The sequence below is a fragment of the Provencibacterium massiliense genome (assembly GCF_900169495.1).
Taxonomy (GTDB): domain Bacteria; phylum Bacillota; class Clostridia; order Oscillospirales; family Ruminococcaceae; genus Harryflintia; species Harryflintia acetispora.
Genome location: NZ_FWCH01000012.1, coordinates 60,370 through 76,049, shown reverse-complemented (window position 1 = coordinate 76,049; position 15,680 = coordinate 60,370). Strand labels below are relative to the sequence as shown.

10 protein-coding genes and 2 riboswitches are annotated in these 15,680 nt (G+C 63.8%); of the genes, 1 reads left to right on the top strand and 9 read right to left on the bottom strand.

What is annotated here, in order from left to right:
• Positions 1-30: 30 nt before the first annotated feature.
• From lpdA to B5477_RS05385, 8 genes are all read right to left on the bottom strand, one after another.
• On the bottom strand, positions 31-1,428 hold the full coding sequence (gene lpdA, locus B5477_RS05420) for a dihydrolipoyl dehydrogenase (RefSeq protein WP_079698749.1): 1,398 nt from the start codon (positions 1,426-1,428) through the stop codon (positions 31-33).
• Positions 1,429-1,468: 40 nt separating this feature from the next.
• Positions 1,469-2,464: a lipoate--protein ligase gene (lplA, locus tag B5477_RS05415; RefSeq protein WP_079698748.1), complete on the bottom strand. Its 996-nt coding sequence runs from the start codon at positions 2,462-2,464 to the stop codon at positions 1,469-1,471.
• Entirely contained in the window at positions 2,465-3,910 is a 1,446-nt protein-coding gene (gene gcvPB / locus B5477_RS05410; RefSeq protein WP_079698747.1) for an aminomethyl-transferring glycine dehydrogenase subunit GcvPB, read from the bottom strand. It abuts the gene before it with no gap.
• Entirely contained in the window at positions 3,907-5,244 is a 1,338-nt protein-coding gene (gcvPA, locus tag B5477_RS05405) for an aminomethyl-transferring glycine dehydrogenase subunit GcvPA (RefSeq protein ID WP_079698746.1), read from the bottom strand. Before gcvPA ends, gcvPB (B5477_RS05410) begins: the two co-directional genes overlap by 4 nt.
• A gap of 16 nt (positions 5,245-5,260) precedes the next feature.
• Positions 5,261-5,644, bottom strand: a complete 384-nt coding sequence (gene gcvH / locus B5477_RS05400; protein WP_079698745.1) for a glycine cleavage system protein GcvH — start codon at positions 5,642-5,644, stop codon at positions 5,261-5,263.
• A gap of 18 nt (positions 5,645-5,662) precedes the next feature.
• Positions 5,663-6,748, bottom strand: a complete 1,086-nt coding sequence (gene gcvT / locus B5477_RS05395) for a glycine cleavage system aminomethyltransferase GcvT (protein WP_079698744.1) — start codon at positions 6,746-6,748, stop codon at positions 5,663-5,665.
• A gap of 70 nt (positions 6,749-6,818) precedes the next feature.
• Positions 6,819-6,911: riboswitch (glycine riboswitch) on the bottom strand.
• Positions 6,912-6,914: 3 nt separating this feature from the next.
• Positions 6,915-6,999, bottom strand: a riboswitch (glycine riboswitch).
• A gap of 85 nt (positions 7,000-7,084) precedes the next feature.
• Positions 7,085-8,068: an AmmeMemoRadiSam system protein B gene (gene amrB, locus B5477_RS05390; RefSeq protein ID WP_159448942.1), complete on the bottom strand. Its 984-nt coding sequence runs from the start codon at positions 8,066-8,068 to the stop codon at positions 7,085-7,087.
• Positions 8,061-13,139: an Ig-like domain-containing protein gene (locus B5477_RS05385; protein ID WP_159448941.1), complete on the bottom strand. Its 5,079-nt coding sequence runs from the start codon at positions 13,137-13,139 to the stop codon at positions 8,061-8,063. The genes amrB and B5477_RS05385 overlap by 8 nt, the downstream gene beginning before the upstream one ends.
• Before the next feature lie 260 nt (positions 13,140-13,399).
• Between B5477_RS05385 and B5477_RS05380 the strand changes: the two genes are divergently transcribed.
• Complete coding sequence (locus B5477_RS05380) at positions 13,400-13,960, top strand: YdeI/OmpD-associated family protein (RefSeq protein WP_079698741.1); 561 nt, start codon at positions 13,400-13,402, stop codon at positions 13,958-13,960.
• 159 nt (positions 13,961-14,119) lie between these two features.
• On the opposite strand, the gene gcvPB (B5477_RS05375) is transcribed toward B5477_RS05380, so the two are convergent.
• On the bottom strand, positions 14,120-15,679 hold the full coding sequence (gcvPB, locus tag B5477_RS05375) for an aminomethyl-transferring glycine dehydrogenase subunit GcvPB (protein WP_079698740.1): 1,560 nt from the start codon (positions 15,677-15,679) through the stop codon (positions 14,120-14,122).
• Position 15,680 lies beyond the last annotated feature (1 nt).

The window sequence follows — 15,680 nt, the reverse complement described above, 5'->3', positions numbered from 1 at the left end:
GTTCGCGCCTTTTTACCGGTTACCTGCCGGTTACCTTCTCTTGGGCGGGGTGTGGATCGAACGGCCCCACAGATCCTCGACCGCCTCGGTGATCCCCTCGCAGAAGGTCGGGTGCGGGCGGACCGTCCGTGCGAGCTGGCGGGCCGTCAGGCGGTTCGCCAGCGCGTCGCACAGCTCCCCGACCATATCGGTCGCCCGCGCGCACATCAGCTGCGCGCCGAGAAGCACTTCGCTCCCCTCCTCGAACACCAGCTTGACAAAGCCGCGCTCCTGTAAGGAGAGCATGGACTTCCCATTGCCGCTCATCAGGTATTTGGTGCACCGATAAGCGATCCCGCGCTCCTTGCACTCGTCCGCGGTGAGGCCCACCGAGGCGATCTCCGGGTCGGTGTAGACGCAGGAGGGGATGGCCGAAAGGCAGACGGACGGTTCCTTCCCTGCCATGCGCTCGACAGCGTAAATCCCCTGCGCGCTCGCGGCATGGGCGAGCTGGATCCCTCCGAGCGCATCCCCGATGGCGTAAAGCCCCTCGACGTCGGTGCGAAAATCATCGTCCACCCGGACCGCGCCCCGCTCCATTTTCGGCTCGGCGCCGGGGGCGAAGAGGCCCGCGGTGTTCGGACGGCGCCCGGTGGCAATCAGCACGTTTTCGCAGGGCAGGGTGTGCTCCTCCCCTTTTTCTTCATAGGTGCAAAGGAGCTCCCCGTCCCTTTCGATGCGCCGCACCAGCGCGCCGGTGTGGATATCGACCCCGCGCTTTTTGAGGATCATCGCAAGGTTCTGGGAAATCTCCCGGTCCATCCCGGGCAGCAGCCGGGGCGCGGCCTCCAGGATGGTCACCTTGCACCCGAAGGAGCTCAGCACCGTGCTAAACTCCACCCCGATCACCCCGCCGCCGATCAGGCATAGGCTCTGCGGCAGACGCTCGCAGGAAAGCAGCATATCGCTGTCCATCACGCCCGGGAGGTCCGCCCCCCCGATGGGCGGGACGGCGGGCAGGGAACCGGCCGCAATCAGGATGCGCTTCCCCGTAAGACGGCGCTCCTCCCCGCCCGAAACCGCCACCTGATGGGGGCCGGTAATGAGTGCGCCGCCGTGAACGAGGGTGATCCCGTTGGCGTGGATCAGCCCCTCCACCCCGGCGCGCAGTCGTTCGACCATCCCGTTTTTATACGCGGACACCTTCTGATAATCGAACCCGGCGCCCTCCACCGAGAGCCCAAGCTCGGGGAAATGCTGCAGCGCGCGCCAGCTTTCGGCCGCGTGCAGCAGGGCCTTGGTCGGGATGCATCCGCGGTTGAGGCAGGTGCCTCCCACCTCGCCGCGCTCGATGAGGGCCGTCTTCATTCCGAGCTGGGAGGCGCGGATCGCCGCTTCATACCCGCCCGGCCCCGCGCCGACTATCACCAAGTCAAACTGCTCTGACATCGTAACCTCCGTTTCCCGCCGGACAGGCCCGGCAGATGCGTCAAAAATTTTCGCGCCGCAACAGCGACAAGACATTCGCGCGCATCTCAGCGCGCTCCCCGCAAAGGGCGAGGCCCGCGACCCTTTCGCTGAGCTCCTCCCAGGAGAAGCGGCAGCCGCAGAGCGCCGTGCGGAGCAGGTCGATAAAGGGCGCGTCCATCGCGTCGGAGTAGATTTCCGCCTCGATGACCTCCCCCGCGCGCACCGCCAGGCGGATATCGATCTCGCCCCAGGCAAAGCGGTGGGAGAACTCATACTGGAAGGGGATGTCCCGCCCGAAGCGCCACTCCCAGGAGGCGTAGCGCTCCCGCAGCGCGGCGATCCGCTCCCCGTCCAGCCTCTCCTCTTTCAGAGGCTTCGGCACGCCGCCATAGACCCTCGCGAACGCCCCGAGCATGGCCTCCTTCATCCGCCCGACGGTCAGTCCCCCGCACAGCGCGCGAAGATTTACCACCCGCGCGCGCACCGAGTCCACCCCCTTGGATTGCAGCTTATCCTGTGAGACGCACAGGTAGCGCGAGAGGTTCTCCATGTCCACGTCAACCAGCAGGGTGCCATGGTGGTAGCAGCCCCGCTCGCCGAGATAAAAGGCGTTGCCGGAAAACTTGCGTCCCGCGGCCAGCACGTCGTTTCTCCCCGAGCGCTGCGCCTCGATCCCGAGGCTCCTTGCCGCTTCCTCGATCACCCTCAGCTGCCGCTCCAGGTCGTAGTCCTCCCGCCGCAGCAGGAAGGTGAAATTGAGGTTGCCCAGATCGTGAAAGACCGCCCCGCCGCCCGAGAGGCGGCGGGCCAGAAAGCCGCCGTCACGCTCCAGCTCCTTCAGCCTGCATTCCTTCCAGGCGTTCTGGTTCTTGCCGATGACCACCGTGCGGCGGTTCTGCCAGAGATAGAGGATACACTCCCCTTCCTCCACCTGCGAGAGAAGATATTCCTCCAGCGCGAGGTTGTGGTACGGCTCAGTCTCATCGCACAGCACACAGGAGAGCTTCGTAATCATCTATTCTTCCCCGAAGCGGTGGCGCAGCACGGGGCTGCGCGCCGCCTTCACCTCGTCCGGGCGGCCGACGGGGGTGGTGATTGGGGCCTCATGCAGCTTCTGCGGGTTCTCCTTCGCCTCCTCATAGAGGGCGAGGAAGGCGTCGATCGCCTCGTTTAGAGTCTCCCTGCTCTCGGTCTCGGTCGGCTCGACCATCAGCGCCTCGTGCACGATCAGCGGGAAGTACATGGTCGGCGGGTGGATCCCGCGGTCCAAAAGCCCCTTGGCAATATCCATCGCACTGACCGAGCAGTCATCCTTTAAGGATTGCAGGCTCATCACAAACTCGTGCATACAGGGCCCCGGATAGGGTATGTCATAGGTGGACGAGAGCTTTTTCATCATATAGTTGGCGTTTAAGACCGCACCCTGCGCCGCCGCCGGGATTCCCTCGCGTCCGAGCATGAGCAGGTAGCAAAGCGCCCGCACCACCACCAGGAAGTTGCCGTAAAACGACTTAACCCGGCCGATGGAGCATTCCCCGGGGGCCGCGAAGCGGTAGCCTTCCCCCGTCTTTTCCACCTGCCCGGCGGGCAGGAAGGGGGTAAGCAGCTCCTTGCAGCCGACCGCGCCCGAGCCCGGGCCGCCGCCGCCGTGGGGGGTGGAAAAGGTCTTGTGGAGGTTGAGGTGCACCACGTCGAACCCCATGTCGCCCGGGCGGGCGATCCCCATCACGGCGTTGAGGTTGGCCCCGTCGTAGTAGCAGAGCCCCCCGGCGTCGTGGACGACTTTGGTGATCTCCAGAATGTTCCTGTCAAAGAGTCCCACCGTGTTAGGATTGGTGAGCATAATCCCCGCCGTATCGGGGCCGGCCGCCGCGCGCAGCGCGTCCAAATCGACGCAGCCGTCCGAAGCCGAGGGGATGCTCACCACCGCGTATCCGGCCATGGTGGCCGAGGCGGGGTTGGTCCCGTGCGCCGAGTCGGGCACGATGATCTTGTTGCGGTGGTCCTCCCCGCGGTGATGGTGATAGGCCTTGATCAGCAGCAGCCCGGTGTATTCCCCGTGCGCGCCCGCCGCCGGCTGGAAGGTGACCGCGTCCATCCCGGTGATCTCGCACAGGTACCGCTCGGCGGTATCGAGCACCTCTAGGCAGCCCTGCACGGCGTACGCCGGCTGGTAGGGGTGCACCTCGGTGAAGCCCTCGAGCGAGGCGGCAACCTCGTTCACCTTGGGATTATACTTCATGGTGCAGGAGCCCAGCGGATAGAACCCGCAGTTGACCCCGAACGAGCGCTGCGCCAGAGAGGTATAGTGGCGGCAGAGGTCGTTTTCAGTGATCTGCGGCAGGCGGGGTGCGCGCTCGCGGCAGTATTCTGCTGGCAACCCGGTGCGCTCAAAGGGAGATTCGGGCAGCAGGGAGCAGCCCCGCCCCTCGACGCTGCGCTCAAAAATCAGCTTGCTCATTTCGCGTTCCCCCTCTCGAACTCCTTAAGAACATCGACCAGCCGGTCGATCTCCTGCGGGGTGTTCATCTCGGTGACGCACCAGAGGACCTCCCCCTCGTGTGCCCCGCCGAGGGGCAGCCCGCCGAGAATCCCCGCCTCCTCCAGCCTTTTTGTAAGCACCTGGGGCGGGACGGGACAGGAGGTGACGAACTCGTGGAAGAATTCGCCCTCGTTTTTCACCTGGAAGCCCGGGAGCGCAGAAAGCCTCTTTGCCAGGTAATGCGCGCCCGAGAGGCAGGTTTCGGCCACCTGCCGCAGCCCCCCCGGGCCCATCGCGGACAGGTAGACCGCCGCGCGCATGGCGCACAGCGCCTGGTTCGAGCAGATGTTGCTGCTCGCCTTCTCGCGCCGGATGTGCTGCTCGCGCGCCTGCAGGGTGAGCACGAAGGCCCGCTCTCCCTTCCCGTCGGTCGTCTCGCCGACGATCCGTCCGGGCAGGCGGCGCATGAGCTTGCCGGTGCAGGCCATGAACCCGAGGTACGGCCCGCCGAAGGAGAGGGGGATTCCCAGCGGCTGCCCCTCCCCCACCGCGATGTCCGCGCCGCATTCGGCGGGGGTGCGAAGCAGCCCCAGCGCGATGGGGTTGCAGCCCAGGATCAGCTTGGCCCCCGCCGCGTGGGCGAGGTTCGCCGCCTCTTCGGCGTCCTCGATCGAGCCGAAGAAGCTCGGCTGCTGCAGATAGACGCAGGCGACGTCCGCGCCCAGCAGCCCGCCCAGCGCCCTAAGGTCGGTGCGCCCGCCCCGCTCCGGGATCAGCGTGAGCTCCATCCCGCAGCCGAAGCAGTAGGTGCGCATCGTTTCGATCACCTCGGGGTGGGCGGCGGATGACACCAGCACCCGCTCCCGCCCGCGCTCACGGCACATGGCCGCGGCCTCGGCCGCGGCGGTGGCCCCGTCGTAGACCGAGGCGTTGGAGACCTCCATCCCGGTCAGCTCACAGATCATCGTCTGATACTCGAAGATGGATTGCAGCACCCCCTGGCTGATCTCGGCCTGATAGGGGGTATAGGCGGTCAGGAATTCCTCCTTGCCCGTCACGCTGCCCACCACCGCGGGGATGTAGTGCCGGTAGGCCCCGGCCCCGCGGAAGATGGTGTCGAACACTTTATTCTTTTTCGCCATGGCGCGCAGGGCCCGCTGCGCCTGAAGCTCGCTCATCCCCTGCGGGATATCGAGCCCCTTTAGGCGCACCTCCTGCGGGATGGGCGAGAAGAGCTCGTCGATCGAGCCGCAGCCGATCTCGCGGAGCATCTCCGCGCGCTCGGACGCGCCGGCCGGCAGAAAACCTCCCATCGCTCCTCGCTCCTTTCTACTCCGCGCTCTCGGCGAGGAATTTCTCATATTCTGCTGCGTCCATCAGCTCTTCCTTCCCGCTGATGTCTTTGATCTCGGCCAGCCAGGCGCCATAGGGGTCCTCGTTGATCTTCTGCGGCGAATCGAGCAGCTCCTCGTTGACGGCGCTCACCTCCCCGGCGAGGGGGCTGTAGACGTCCGAGACCGCCTTGACCGACTCCACGTCCGCGAAGGAATCGCCGACCGAAACCAAGTCCCCCTCCTGCGGCAGGTTGACGAACACAATGTCGCTCATCTCGCTCTGCGCATAGTCGGACAGGCCGACGCGCGCGGTGCTCTCACTGAGAAACTGGACCCACTCGTGGGACTTGGTGTAAAAATAATCCTTCTGTACGTTCATCTTCGGTTCCTCCATCAATTATTTATTTTTATAAAACGGCAGCGGCACTGCCTTGGCTTCGATTCTCCGGCCCCGGACGTCGATCTCGCAGCATGCCCCCTGCGGCAGGCTCCCCTTATCCACCAGCGCCATCGCCACGGCCTCCCCCAGATAGGGGCAGTGGGTGCCCGAGGTGGTGCGCCCGATTTTGCGCTCTCCTATGTACACATCCTCCGAGCCCCTGGCGATCCCGCGCCCGGTGACTTGCAGCCCGACGCGCTCGATTGCGGGCTCGCCCCGCCTAAGGATGGCGCTCTTGCCGATGAAGTCCTCCTTGCCCAGCTTGACGGCGAAACTGAGCCCTGTCTCGAGCGGGGAAACTTCGTCGTCCATCTCATGCCCGTAGAGCGGCATGGCCGCCTCCAGGCGCAGGGTATCCCGCGCGCCCAGGCCGCAGGGGATCAGACCCTCGTCCTTCCCGGCCCCGAGCAGCAGGTCCCAAAGTTTCCCGGCGTCCTGCGGCGCGCAATAGAGCTCGTAGCCGTGCTCGCCGGTGTAGCCGGTCTGGGAGACGAGGCACTCGATCCCGCCCACCTTCGCGCGTTCGGTGAAGGTGTAGTATTTTTCCGGGATCAGCCCCTCATCCATGACTTTTTTCAGGATGTCCCGCGCGCGCGGGCCCTGGAGCGCCAGCTGCGCCACCCCGTCCGAGATGTCCGAAAACTGCACGTCGCCGCAGAGGTGCTCCTTCATCCACTGAACGTCCTTGTGGCGATTGGCGGCGTTGACCACCACCAGGTACTTGCCTTCATCCAGCATATAGACGATCAGGTCGTCCACCACCCCGCCGCGCCCGTTGCACATCGGGGAATAACGCACCCGCCCCGGGCGCATGTTGGTAAAGTCGTTGGTCAGCAGGTTTTGCAGGTTTTTCAGCGCGTCGGGCCCTTTCAAAATGACCTCGCCCATATGGGACACGTCGAACAGGCCGCAGCGCTCGCGCACCGCCATGTGCTCGGCGATTACCCCGGTGGGGTACTGCACCGGCAGCAGGTATCCCGCAAACGGCACGATCTTGCCTTTGGCAGCCTCATGGCGCTCATAAAGCGGAGTTTTTTGTTCCATCTCGCTCCTTCTTTCTGACTATTTTTTGACAATATAAAAGGAGACGCGCAGACGGTTTCCCGTTACGCGTCTCCGTCATTGACCTGAAAGATTCTCCCTGCGGGGGATTGCTTCTTCGGTGCCGCATGGCAGTACAAGGATTCCCGCCAAGGGCTTTCCAGAGTTTCGTCCAGACCCGGTCTTTTTGCCTGAGAGTTTCTCGCGTCTCTCCCCTTCGGCGCCGCATGGGCGGTCTCTCCCGGGTCCTTCAATCGATATTCTGCTGTCAAAGCTATTATACTGGATAACCTGCCCAGTGTCAACGCAAATCTTGGGATAAAAATTGTGCGGTTTTTGTCAACCGGGCACCCCGCCCAGGATAAAATAGGTGGTCACTCCCTCCCGGTAGGCCGGGTCCCCCGGCGGCAGGCCGAGGATCCTGTCGGCGCTGGAATGATCGAAAAAACGCACCTCGCCGGCCCCCCGCCCCTGCAGGTAACGCAGGAAAACGGTGATCGACTGCGGGGAATCCATGTTGCTGTCGTCGAACCCCGCGATGGTCTGATAGTCGAAGGCCGCCAGCGCCGCGCGGGTGCGCTCGTCGTGCAGCGCGGCGCGCTCGGGAGTGAGATAGTGCGAGAAGTCCACCGAGCAGACCAACAGAATTTTCTTTTCCTGCGAGAGGGCCAGCAGCCGCTTTGCCAGCGCCTCGACCCGCTCGGGCTCCAGCCGGTTTTGCAGCAGCACCGCCGACACCTTCGCCCCCGGCAGATAGTATTTCACATAGGGGATCAGCCCGCTGACGGCGTGGTCGAGCTGCATATTGTCCTCGTCCGCCCTGGCCGCGAGCGTCCCGCCCATCAGCGTCTCGGTGATCATCCGGTCGTTCTCCACCACTCCGAAGGGGGTCTGCCAGCCGCTTTGGGCCGTGACGGCCCGCTGCGCGGTGGGATAGTGGCTGGGCGCGACGAAGACCACGCTTTCGTACTCCTCCCCGCTCTCTGCCGCCGTGGCGAAGAAGGAGGCGATCAGCTGTCCCGCCAGCAGGTGGTGGGGCACCACCCCGGCGATCAGCGCGCCATCCGTCTCATAGGGCTGCGCCTCCCGCACCGAGCGAAGAAAGGACTCCTCGCTATAGTAGTCGCAGGTGAGCAGCCGTCCGCCCGCGGCGCCGGACTCCCCGAGGGTGACCTGCTCCCCGAGGGATGCCCCCGCCCCGGCAGGCGCTTCCTGCTTTGAAGGGGCGGGAGCATCCTGCGCCGGATTGCCGCCGGCGCAGGATGCTCCCAGCAGGGCCCAAAGCAGGGCGGCCCATGCAAGGAAGGGAGCGCGTCTACTCATCAATCTGCACATTCGTGCGCTCGCTCATCCCCCACATCATCGCCGAGGGGGAGCTGGCGTAGGCGCCGTCCACCACATACGCGCCCGGGGTGGCGCAGCGCGCATAGTAGGTGAGCGGTTTAATTTCAGGATAGGTCTGCTCGCCCGGGACGGGCTCCTCGGGGAAACCGCCCTCCATCTCGCCGTAGTAGTTGAGGCCGTCCTCCCAGTCGAAGTAGCAAAAGCTGACGCGCTGCTCCTCGCGGGAGATGAGGTTCCAGTAGTGGTTATACTTCTCGTCATACTCGCCCGCGGCGCTGCCCATGCCGAGATAGCGCATCCCCGACGGGATGTAGTCATCGACGGTCAGTTTGCTCGGGTCGATCTTGTTGTTGGGCAGGACGGGCGTGAGGGTGATCCTGACGATCGACCCCGGCTTCATCGGGCCGCCGTCGGTCGTCTCGATGGTCTTTTTCAGGGTGATTTGATTGTTCTCCTGCTCGCTCGCCTCGGCGGCGCTGCCCAGATAATAGGCGCTTACCAGCACGTTGCCGCTCTCGAGCTTGAGGTCGGCCTTCCCGAACTGGTCAGCCGTCAGATTCAGGAAGGTCATGCCGGTTTTGTCGAGCTCAACTTTCTCGCGCTTGCCGTCCTTCTGGTAGGAGAAGGCGGCCGCGCTTGTCCCCTGCGGCTCGTTGTAGCGCAGGTAGACGACCTGCTCGAGCAGGTAATTGTCCAGCGTCGAGCGGTTGCTCATCAGGTACCTTACCATCCCCTGCGCGTCGGGCAGGCGCAGGATGGAGGCGCTTATGGACGCCAGCGCGGTCAGGCGCAGGTTCTCTTCGACGTCCCCGGCGCTCTCCCCGAGGGTGAGGGTGGCGATCCCCGCCCCCGTCTCGCCCTCCTTCAGGTTGGGCGCGACGATCTCATCATAATACCCCTTGGCGGCGTCCCCATCCCCGATGGCGGCCAGCGCCGCCAGCAGCCAGAGCTGCTGCTCGAGGGTGTAGCCCTCGCGCTGCTCCAGCAGCGCGCGCAGCTGTCCGAGCACCGGCGCGCGGTGGGCCGCAAGCCCCAGGTAGGCCGCTGCCGCGGTGTTGAGGTCCGCTTCGCTGTCCCCCATCTGCCGGGAGCCGATGGCGTTGTAGAAGCCGGCGGTCATATCCCCGCCCACGAGGTACTCGGGCGCCGCGAGATGGACCTTGGCGGCGAGCGGGATGCTGTCGCTGTCATAGGGGTAGAGCCGCACATAGCTGCCGTCGATCACGTCGCTCAAATCGTCCTGCATGCCGGGGAAGAGCTCCTCCTCCCCGCTGAGCGCACGCAGTTTGTCGTTGGCGTACTGCCGCGCGAGCCGCTCGTCCGCGCGCGAACCCCCGGCGCGCGCGAGGCTTCCCAGCACCTCGTCATAGAAGGCGTAGTCCTCGTCGTAGAAGCCCAGCACCACCGGGAAGCGGGTGGGCTCGATCTGCACCCCGTCCGCCAGTGAAAACTTGCTCGTGAGGGTGGCTTCCACCCCGCTGCCGATCACCTGCAGCGGCTTTTGCACCGCATCCTGGTACTCCCCGAATTTGGCCTGCATGGTGACGGTGTACTCGCCCTTTTGCAGCTTTCCGATCGGCAGCACGGTCTGCTCGCCCGCTTTGCCTGTGGCTTTCTGCTCGAGCTTCTGGCCGTTCCCTTCCACCGACACGGTGTAGTCCACCGTGTCGCTGCTCTTCACCGCGTCGCCGTAGGCGCGCAGCGAGAGGGTCGCGTCGTCCCCCTCGAGGAGGGTCTTCGACATGACCTCATTGAGGAAGAAGTCGCCCGTCACGATCACGCCCGGGCGCGCCGCCCCGGCGCGCAGGTCGGTGGTGACCGCCTGCGCGGTCGCCCGCCAGGAGGTGATGTTGTCCGGCAGCGCGACCTCGAAGCTGCAATTGCCCTGCTCATCGGTGGTGCCGCCGAGGAAGGCCGCGGTATCCTGGAAATCGGTGCGGATCCCGCCGTCGCCACCGCCGCCGCCCTTCTCGGCGGCCATATCCCCGAGGAAGTTGTACTCCCGGTAGGAGGCGTAGGAGCCCATATCCGGCTGGTAGGCGTCCTCATAGAGCCCACTCAGCGGATCCGCCTCCTGGGGCATGATGGCGAAGACCGCCTCGTCCACCAGGCTCAGTGAGACCGCGGCGCCCGCCGCCGGCTTTCCGTCGGGATAGGCGGCGCTCACCGTTATTTTTGCGCTCTCCCCGGGCGCGTACCGCTCCTTGTCGGTCTGCACGCTGACGCCGAGCTCCCGCGCACCGGGATCAAAGGACATCTGCTGGTTTTCAATGTTATAGACATGCTTGCCGTCGAACCAGGCGCCGGCGATATAGTAGTTGGGCACCAGGCTCTCGTCAAAAGCGAGCCGCGCCTTGGCACCGTCCTGCACAGCATAGCTGCTGACCCCGGTCTGGGCCACCGCCTGCAGCAGCTTGCCGCCCTCGAGCAGCTCGCCGCTGTCCATCACGTCGAAGACGACGTCCTCGCCGTCCTTAAAGTGGTAGCTGCGCTGGTAGTCTTCCCCTGCACCCGATTTCTGGAAGCTGAGCCGGCGGCGGCCCTGCTGGTAGCGATAGGAGTCGCTGCCAATCCAGACCTTCTCCTCGATCCGTTTCCCCGCGGAGTCCTCGGCGGAAAGGAGGACGTAGTAGCTGTCCTCGCCGCTGGAAACGGGCAGGTCGCGCAGCTCGTAGCGCCCACCGGCGGTGCGGTAGCGCTCGGTGGAAACCACCTCGTCCTGCCGCTCGTATTCGTAATAGGTGACGTTTTCCTTTTTGACGAAGTCGTAGTAGCTGCCAGCCTCGGTCTTGGTATAGAAGACACGGTGGACCTCGGCGGTCACGTCGGCGTCCACCGGCGCGCCAAGCAGGTTCTCGTCGTCATAAACGTCGTCCTGCTCCTGGATTTTGGAGGTATCGATCCGGTTGGTAAGGATGGTCAGCGCCTGCTGCTCCCCCTCGCCCGAGAGCTCGCCGCGCAGGGCCATGTCCCGGTAAAGCACATTGAGCTCGCCGCTGAGCGAAAAGTTCTCGTTCTCGCCCGAGGCGTTTTCCACGTAGTAATAAAGCTGGTCCGGCCGCCAGTCGTAAGGCTGGTACGCCTCCGGATCGCGGTCCTGCGGCAGTTTAATGGTCTGCACGGCGCTGCCCGCCTCGTCGGTGACGAAGGTATAGTCCTGATCGCTCAGGTTGCCGCAGCTCAGGGTGGCCGAGAAGTTGTGCGCCGGGGTGCCGTCAAAGAAGCTGGCGTTAAAGGTCATGACGGCGTTCTCGCCCGCGCGGTAGATCACCTTGTCGGACGAGATCGAGGGGTAATAGGCGGGCTTCTGGTAGTCCCCCACCTCGACCCCCACCGTGCTCAGCACGTCCTCCTCGCCGCACATGAGCTGCACCCGCTCGTAGGAAATCTGCTTCCCGGCCAGCTTCTCATAGGAGAGCTCGGCGAGGAAGGTTCCGTCCGGCGCGAGGGTGATCGGCACCTCATAGAGCTCCTCGTCATAGCCGCCCAGGGTCACCCGCAGATTCTGCGGGGCCGGGGTGTTCCCCCGCGGGCGCACCAGCCCCCAAAGGCGGATGGTGTCGCTGGACATATAGATCGGCCGGTCGGTATAGAGGTAGGAGACGTACTGCTCCTTGCCCGTGGGCGGGCTGTCCTGCTGGAGCGAAAAGAGGTCGAGATAGGGCCGCTCGCCGTGCTCGATCTCGAGCAGCGCCGTGCTCTGGCGGCTGTCCTCTTTCGTCCCGGCCGCAATAAGGGCCGTTCCGTCGGCGGCGCTCGAGCCCGTGGCGTCAATCTCCCCGCCCGAAAGGGTGATTTTTACATTCCCCAGGGCCTCCCCGCTCTGCGAATCGTTGAGCCAGAAGAGATTGTCCCCGTCCGCCTGCACGCTGTAGACCGACAGGTCGCTGACCTGGATGAATTTCTGGAGGGAGAATTCCTCCCCGTTTTTGGGGCTTTTGATCTTCACGTCGAAGTAGTACCAGCCGTAGTCGTACTCGCCCGGCAGAATCAGGTAGCTCGGCCCCCAGTAGGAGCGGTTCCCGGTGCTCTGCGGGGTGGTAAGCGCCACCTGGAAGGTGCCGAGGTTATCCAGAGCCGCGGTGTCCACCTCGGGGCGCACCGAACTTGGGAAGCTGGTTTCGTTGCGGGCGTCCATGAGCGCTTGCAGGGCGCTCTTATAGTCCTGCGCGCCCTTAAAGCGGTAGACCGAGACGCTCGCCTCGGGGCTTGCCTGCTGGAAGCTGTCATCGCAGTTGACCGCGATGAGCGGCGCCTCTCCGGGCAGGAAGTTTTCCGAAATGGGCGATGCGTTTTCAAAATAACCGCCCGAGCGGTAGCCCTCGCCCTCGATCTCGGAGGTTTTGAAGCTAAAGCTCGTTTCCTTCCCGAGCAGCTCGCCGTCCCCTGCGGGCAGCTGCGCGTCCAGGGTGGCGGTGTAGATGGTCAGCGGCTGGAGCCCCTCCTTGGGCACGAAGGCGATACGGTCGGCCGCCTTTTTGACAGTGCCCTCGACAGGGGTGCCGTCCTCCTCCTTTTTGAGGGTAAAGTGGCTGAGAAAGTCCTCCTCGCTCACCGTGGCCCGCGAGAAAACGAACTCGATCCCACTTACAGTGGGGACATAGTCGGTCCCGTCCCGCGGGGTGGTTTCGAGCACCGCGAAGCCCGCGCTCGTCTGGAAGGCCCAGGAGCGCAGCACCACTCCGCGCTTATCAAGCAGGCGCAGGTTGACGACGGTATTTTCCCCAAAGGGCTGCGCCGGGGTGAGGGTAAAGCCCTGGCCCTCCTTTTTAAGGGTAAACTCCTGCTGCGGCTCGAGCTGCAGCAGGCCCTTCAGGGCGTCGGCCGAAAGGCTCTCCTTCCCGCCATACTGGATGGTGAAGGCCGCGTCGGCGGCGATCAGCCCATCCTTTTCCCCGGCGCTCACCGAGAAGGCGGAGACATCGAGCTCACCGGCGTCGACCGTCTTTTTTTGGCAGCCCGCAAACAGCCCCAGTGTGAGCCCGAGTGCGAGCAGCACGCTGATCAGGCGGCAGGCGGGACGTTGGGTAAATCGGTTGGCAGAATACATGCGCTTCCCCTCCATTGTGTTTATTCTGGTTTCATTCTGTCACATTTTTTGCTTCTATAAAAGTAGTGGCAGAAATCCTTCCTTTTCCTGCATCGAAATGATTAAACCGTACCAACTGTATTATTTGCATTAGTACAGCATCAGATTATCATATCCCGGTGAGGATGTCAACGGCCGCATTGCGGTTGACATTTTACGCCGGAACCCTTATGCTTTGGATAACCGTCAGAACCCGACCGGACAAAGCAAAGGAGGCTTTTATGAGCGAGCTATTGGAGTTTTCCAGCAGGGGCGGCTTTAGAGACTGGCTGCAGGAACACTGTTTATCGGGCGCCGGCGTCTGGCTGCTGTTCGGAAAACCCGGCGGGCCGAAGACGCTCACCGCGAGCGAAGCGCTGCAGGAGGCCCTCTGCTTCGGCTGGATCGACGGGCAGATGCAAAGCCTGGACGATAAATCCTACAAAAAGTATTTTTCCCAGCGCCGGGAAAACAGCAAGTGGTCAAAGAAAAACAAGGCCCTGGCAGAAGATCTCGAGCGGCAGGGGATCATGACCGACCACGGCAGAGCGAAAATCATGGAGGCCAAGCAAAACGGCCAGTGGAACGCCCCGAAGGCCGGCACAGTCACCGAGGAGCAGACCGCCAGCCTGACCGCAATCCTCAGGGGATACGAGCCCGCCTGCAGCAATTTCCTGGCGATGTCCCCGTCGGTCAAAAAAACGTATACCCGGGCCTATTTTGATGCGAAAACGGATGCCGGGCGTGAAAAGCGCCTGGCGTGGATGGTGGACCGCCTCAACCAAAATTTGAAGCCCATGTGATGTTACAAGCCGTCACCGAAACGCCGTCCGAGGGGCGCGCCTCTCTCTTTCAAAGCGAAGGCCGACGCTGCGCCCCCTATAAATGCACAGGCAGCAGATTTTATCTGCTGCCTGTGCATTTTATTATGCGTGCTCCCGGTAAGGAGCGGCTTTTGCATTTTAGTCCTCGAATTTCTTCTGATAAGAGCGCCAGGAAATGGCCCACTGCTTCGGATCGTCGAAGGGGGATTCGTCGTTGCGGTGCGCGCTGGAATTGTGCGGCGCGCTCTTGACGATTTCGGGATTCGTATAGGCCTCCTCCACGATCTGCGCGATGGCGTCGGCGTACTCGTCGATGTCCTCCTTGGAGGTGAACTCGGTCGGCTCAAGGGTGAAGGGCTGGGGCACCACATAGGGGTGGTGGCTGGTCCAGTAGTGCAGGCCGAAGTCGCACATCCGCCGCTGCACGTCCTCGGTGGAAACGCCGGTTTCGTCAAAGAGCTTCTGGAAGCTGTAGCGCGCCTGCTCGACCCGCTGCTCCCCGCTGTCGAAGGGCACCGAGGTGCCGCGCAGCTCTAGAATCCGCTTGTAGAGATAGTTGTTGTTGAGCGAGGCGATCTTGGCCACCTCGTAGAGCCCCTCGGCCCCCAGCGCGCGCATCCAGGCATAAGCCTTGAGCACCACCTGCGGGGTGCCCTGGTAGACGCGCACCTTGCCGATCGAATGCGGCAGCTCGTCGTTCAGGAAATACTTCTCCCCGTCAAAATCCACGACCGGCGCGGGCAAAAAGTCGGCGAAGTCCTTCGAGACGCCCACCGCGCCGGTGCCGGGGCCGCCGCAGCCGTGCGGGGTGGAAAAGCTCTTGTGCAGGTTAAAGAAGCACATGTCGAAGCCCGCGTCCCTGGCCCTGGTGATCCCGAACAGGCCGTTGGCGTTCGCCTGGTCGTAGGCGCAGTAGCCGCCGACCGAATGGACCAGCTCGGTGAATTTTTTGATCTCGCCGTTATAGAGCCCGGTGTCCTCGGGGTTGGCGCAGATAAAGCCGGCAGTGCGCTCGTTGACCAGGGCTTTGAGCTGCTCGAAGTCGGGATAGCCGTCCTCGCGCGGGCCGACGGTGCGCACCTTGAAGCCCTTGACGATGGCGCTCGCCGCCGCCGAGGGGTGGGAGAAGAGGGTGGTGATGATCTCGTCCTTCTGCTCACCCTTGCCGTCGTGCTCGACCTTGGCACGGATCAGCGAAGCCATCGTCATCAGCGCCTGGGAGCCGGACTGCGGCTGGAAGGAGACCCGGTCCATCCCGCAGATTTCACGCAGCAGCAGGTCGGTCTTGTACATGATTTCCAGAATCCCCTGCACGCTTCTCTCGTCCTGCAGCGGGTGCAGCTCGCTCATCTTGGGCGAACGCGCGAGGCGCTCGTTGATCTTGGGGGAGTACTTCATGGTGCAGGTCCCCTGCCCGATCTCGACGTTGAGATCGGCCCCGATCACCTCCTGGGTGATCCGCAAAAAGTGGCGCAGCACCCGCGCCTGGGAAACGCAGGGCAGCGCGGGGGCCTTTTGGCGGCGCATCCCCTGCGGGATGGTGGCATAGACGTCCCCGGCCTCTTTTTTCAGCGCCTCGCTTGCCAGCGGAACCTCGATCCCGCGGTGGCCCGGATTGTGCAGCTCGAAGATGATCGGCTCGTTCCACTTCGCCTGGTGGAAGTCGCGCACCTTAAAATCACGGTTAATTTTTTTCATA

Coding starts and splice junctions, on each gene's coding strand:
- lpdA (WP_079698749.1), bottom strand. CDS start 1,428: ATGTCAGAGCAGTTTGACTTGGTGATAGTCGGCGCGGGGCCGGGCGGG.
- lplA (WP_079698748.1), bottom strand. CDS start 2,464: ATGATTACGAAGCTCTCCTGTGTGCTGTGCGATGAGACTGAGCCGTAC.
- gcvPB (WP_079698747.1), bottom strand. CDS start 3,910: ATGAGCAAGCTGATTTTTGAGCGCAGCGTCGAGGGGCGGGGCTGCTCC.
- gcvPA (WP_079698746.1), bottom strand. CDS start 5,244: ATGGGAGGTTTTCTGCCGGCCGGCGCGTCCGAGCGCGCGGAGATGCTC.
- gcvH (WP_079698745.1), bottom strand. CDS start 5,644: ATGAACGTACAGAAGGATTATTTTTACACCAAGTCCCACGAGTGGGTC.
- gcvT (WP_079698744.1), bottom strand. CDS start 6,748: ATGGAACAAAAAACTCCGCTTTATGAGCGCCATGAGGCTGCCAAAGGC.
- amrB (WP_159448942.1), bottom strand. CDS start 8,068: ATGAGTAGACGCGCTCCCTTCCTTGCATGGGCCGCCCTGCTTTGGGCC.
- B5477_RS05385 (WP_159448941.1), bottom strand. CDS start 13,139: ATGTATTCTGCCAACCGATTTACCCAACGTCCCGCCTGCCGCCTGATC.
- B5477_RS05380 (WP_079698741.1), top strand. CDS start 13,400: ATGAGCGAGCTATTGGAGTTTTCCAGCAGGGGCGGCTTTAGAGACTGG.
- gcvPB (WP_079698740.1), bottom strand. CDS start 15,679: ATGAAAAAAATTAACCGTGATTTTAAGGTGCGCGACTTCCACCAGGCG.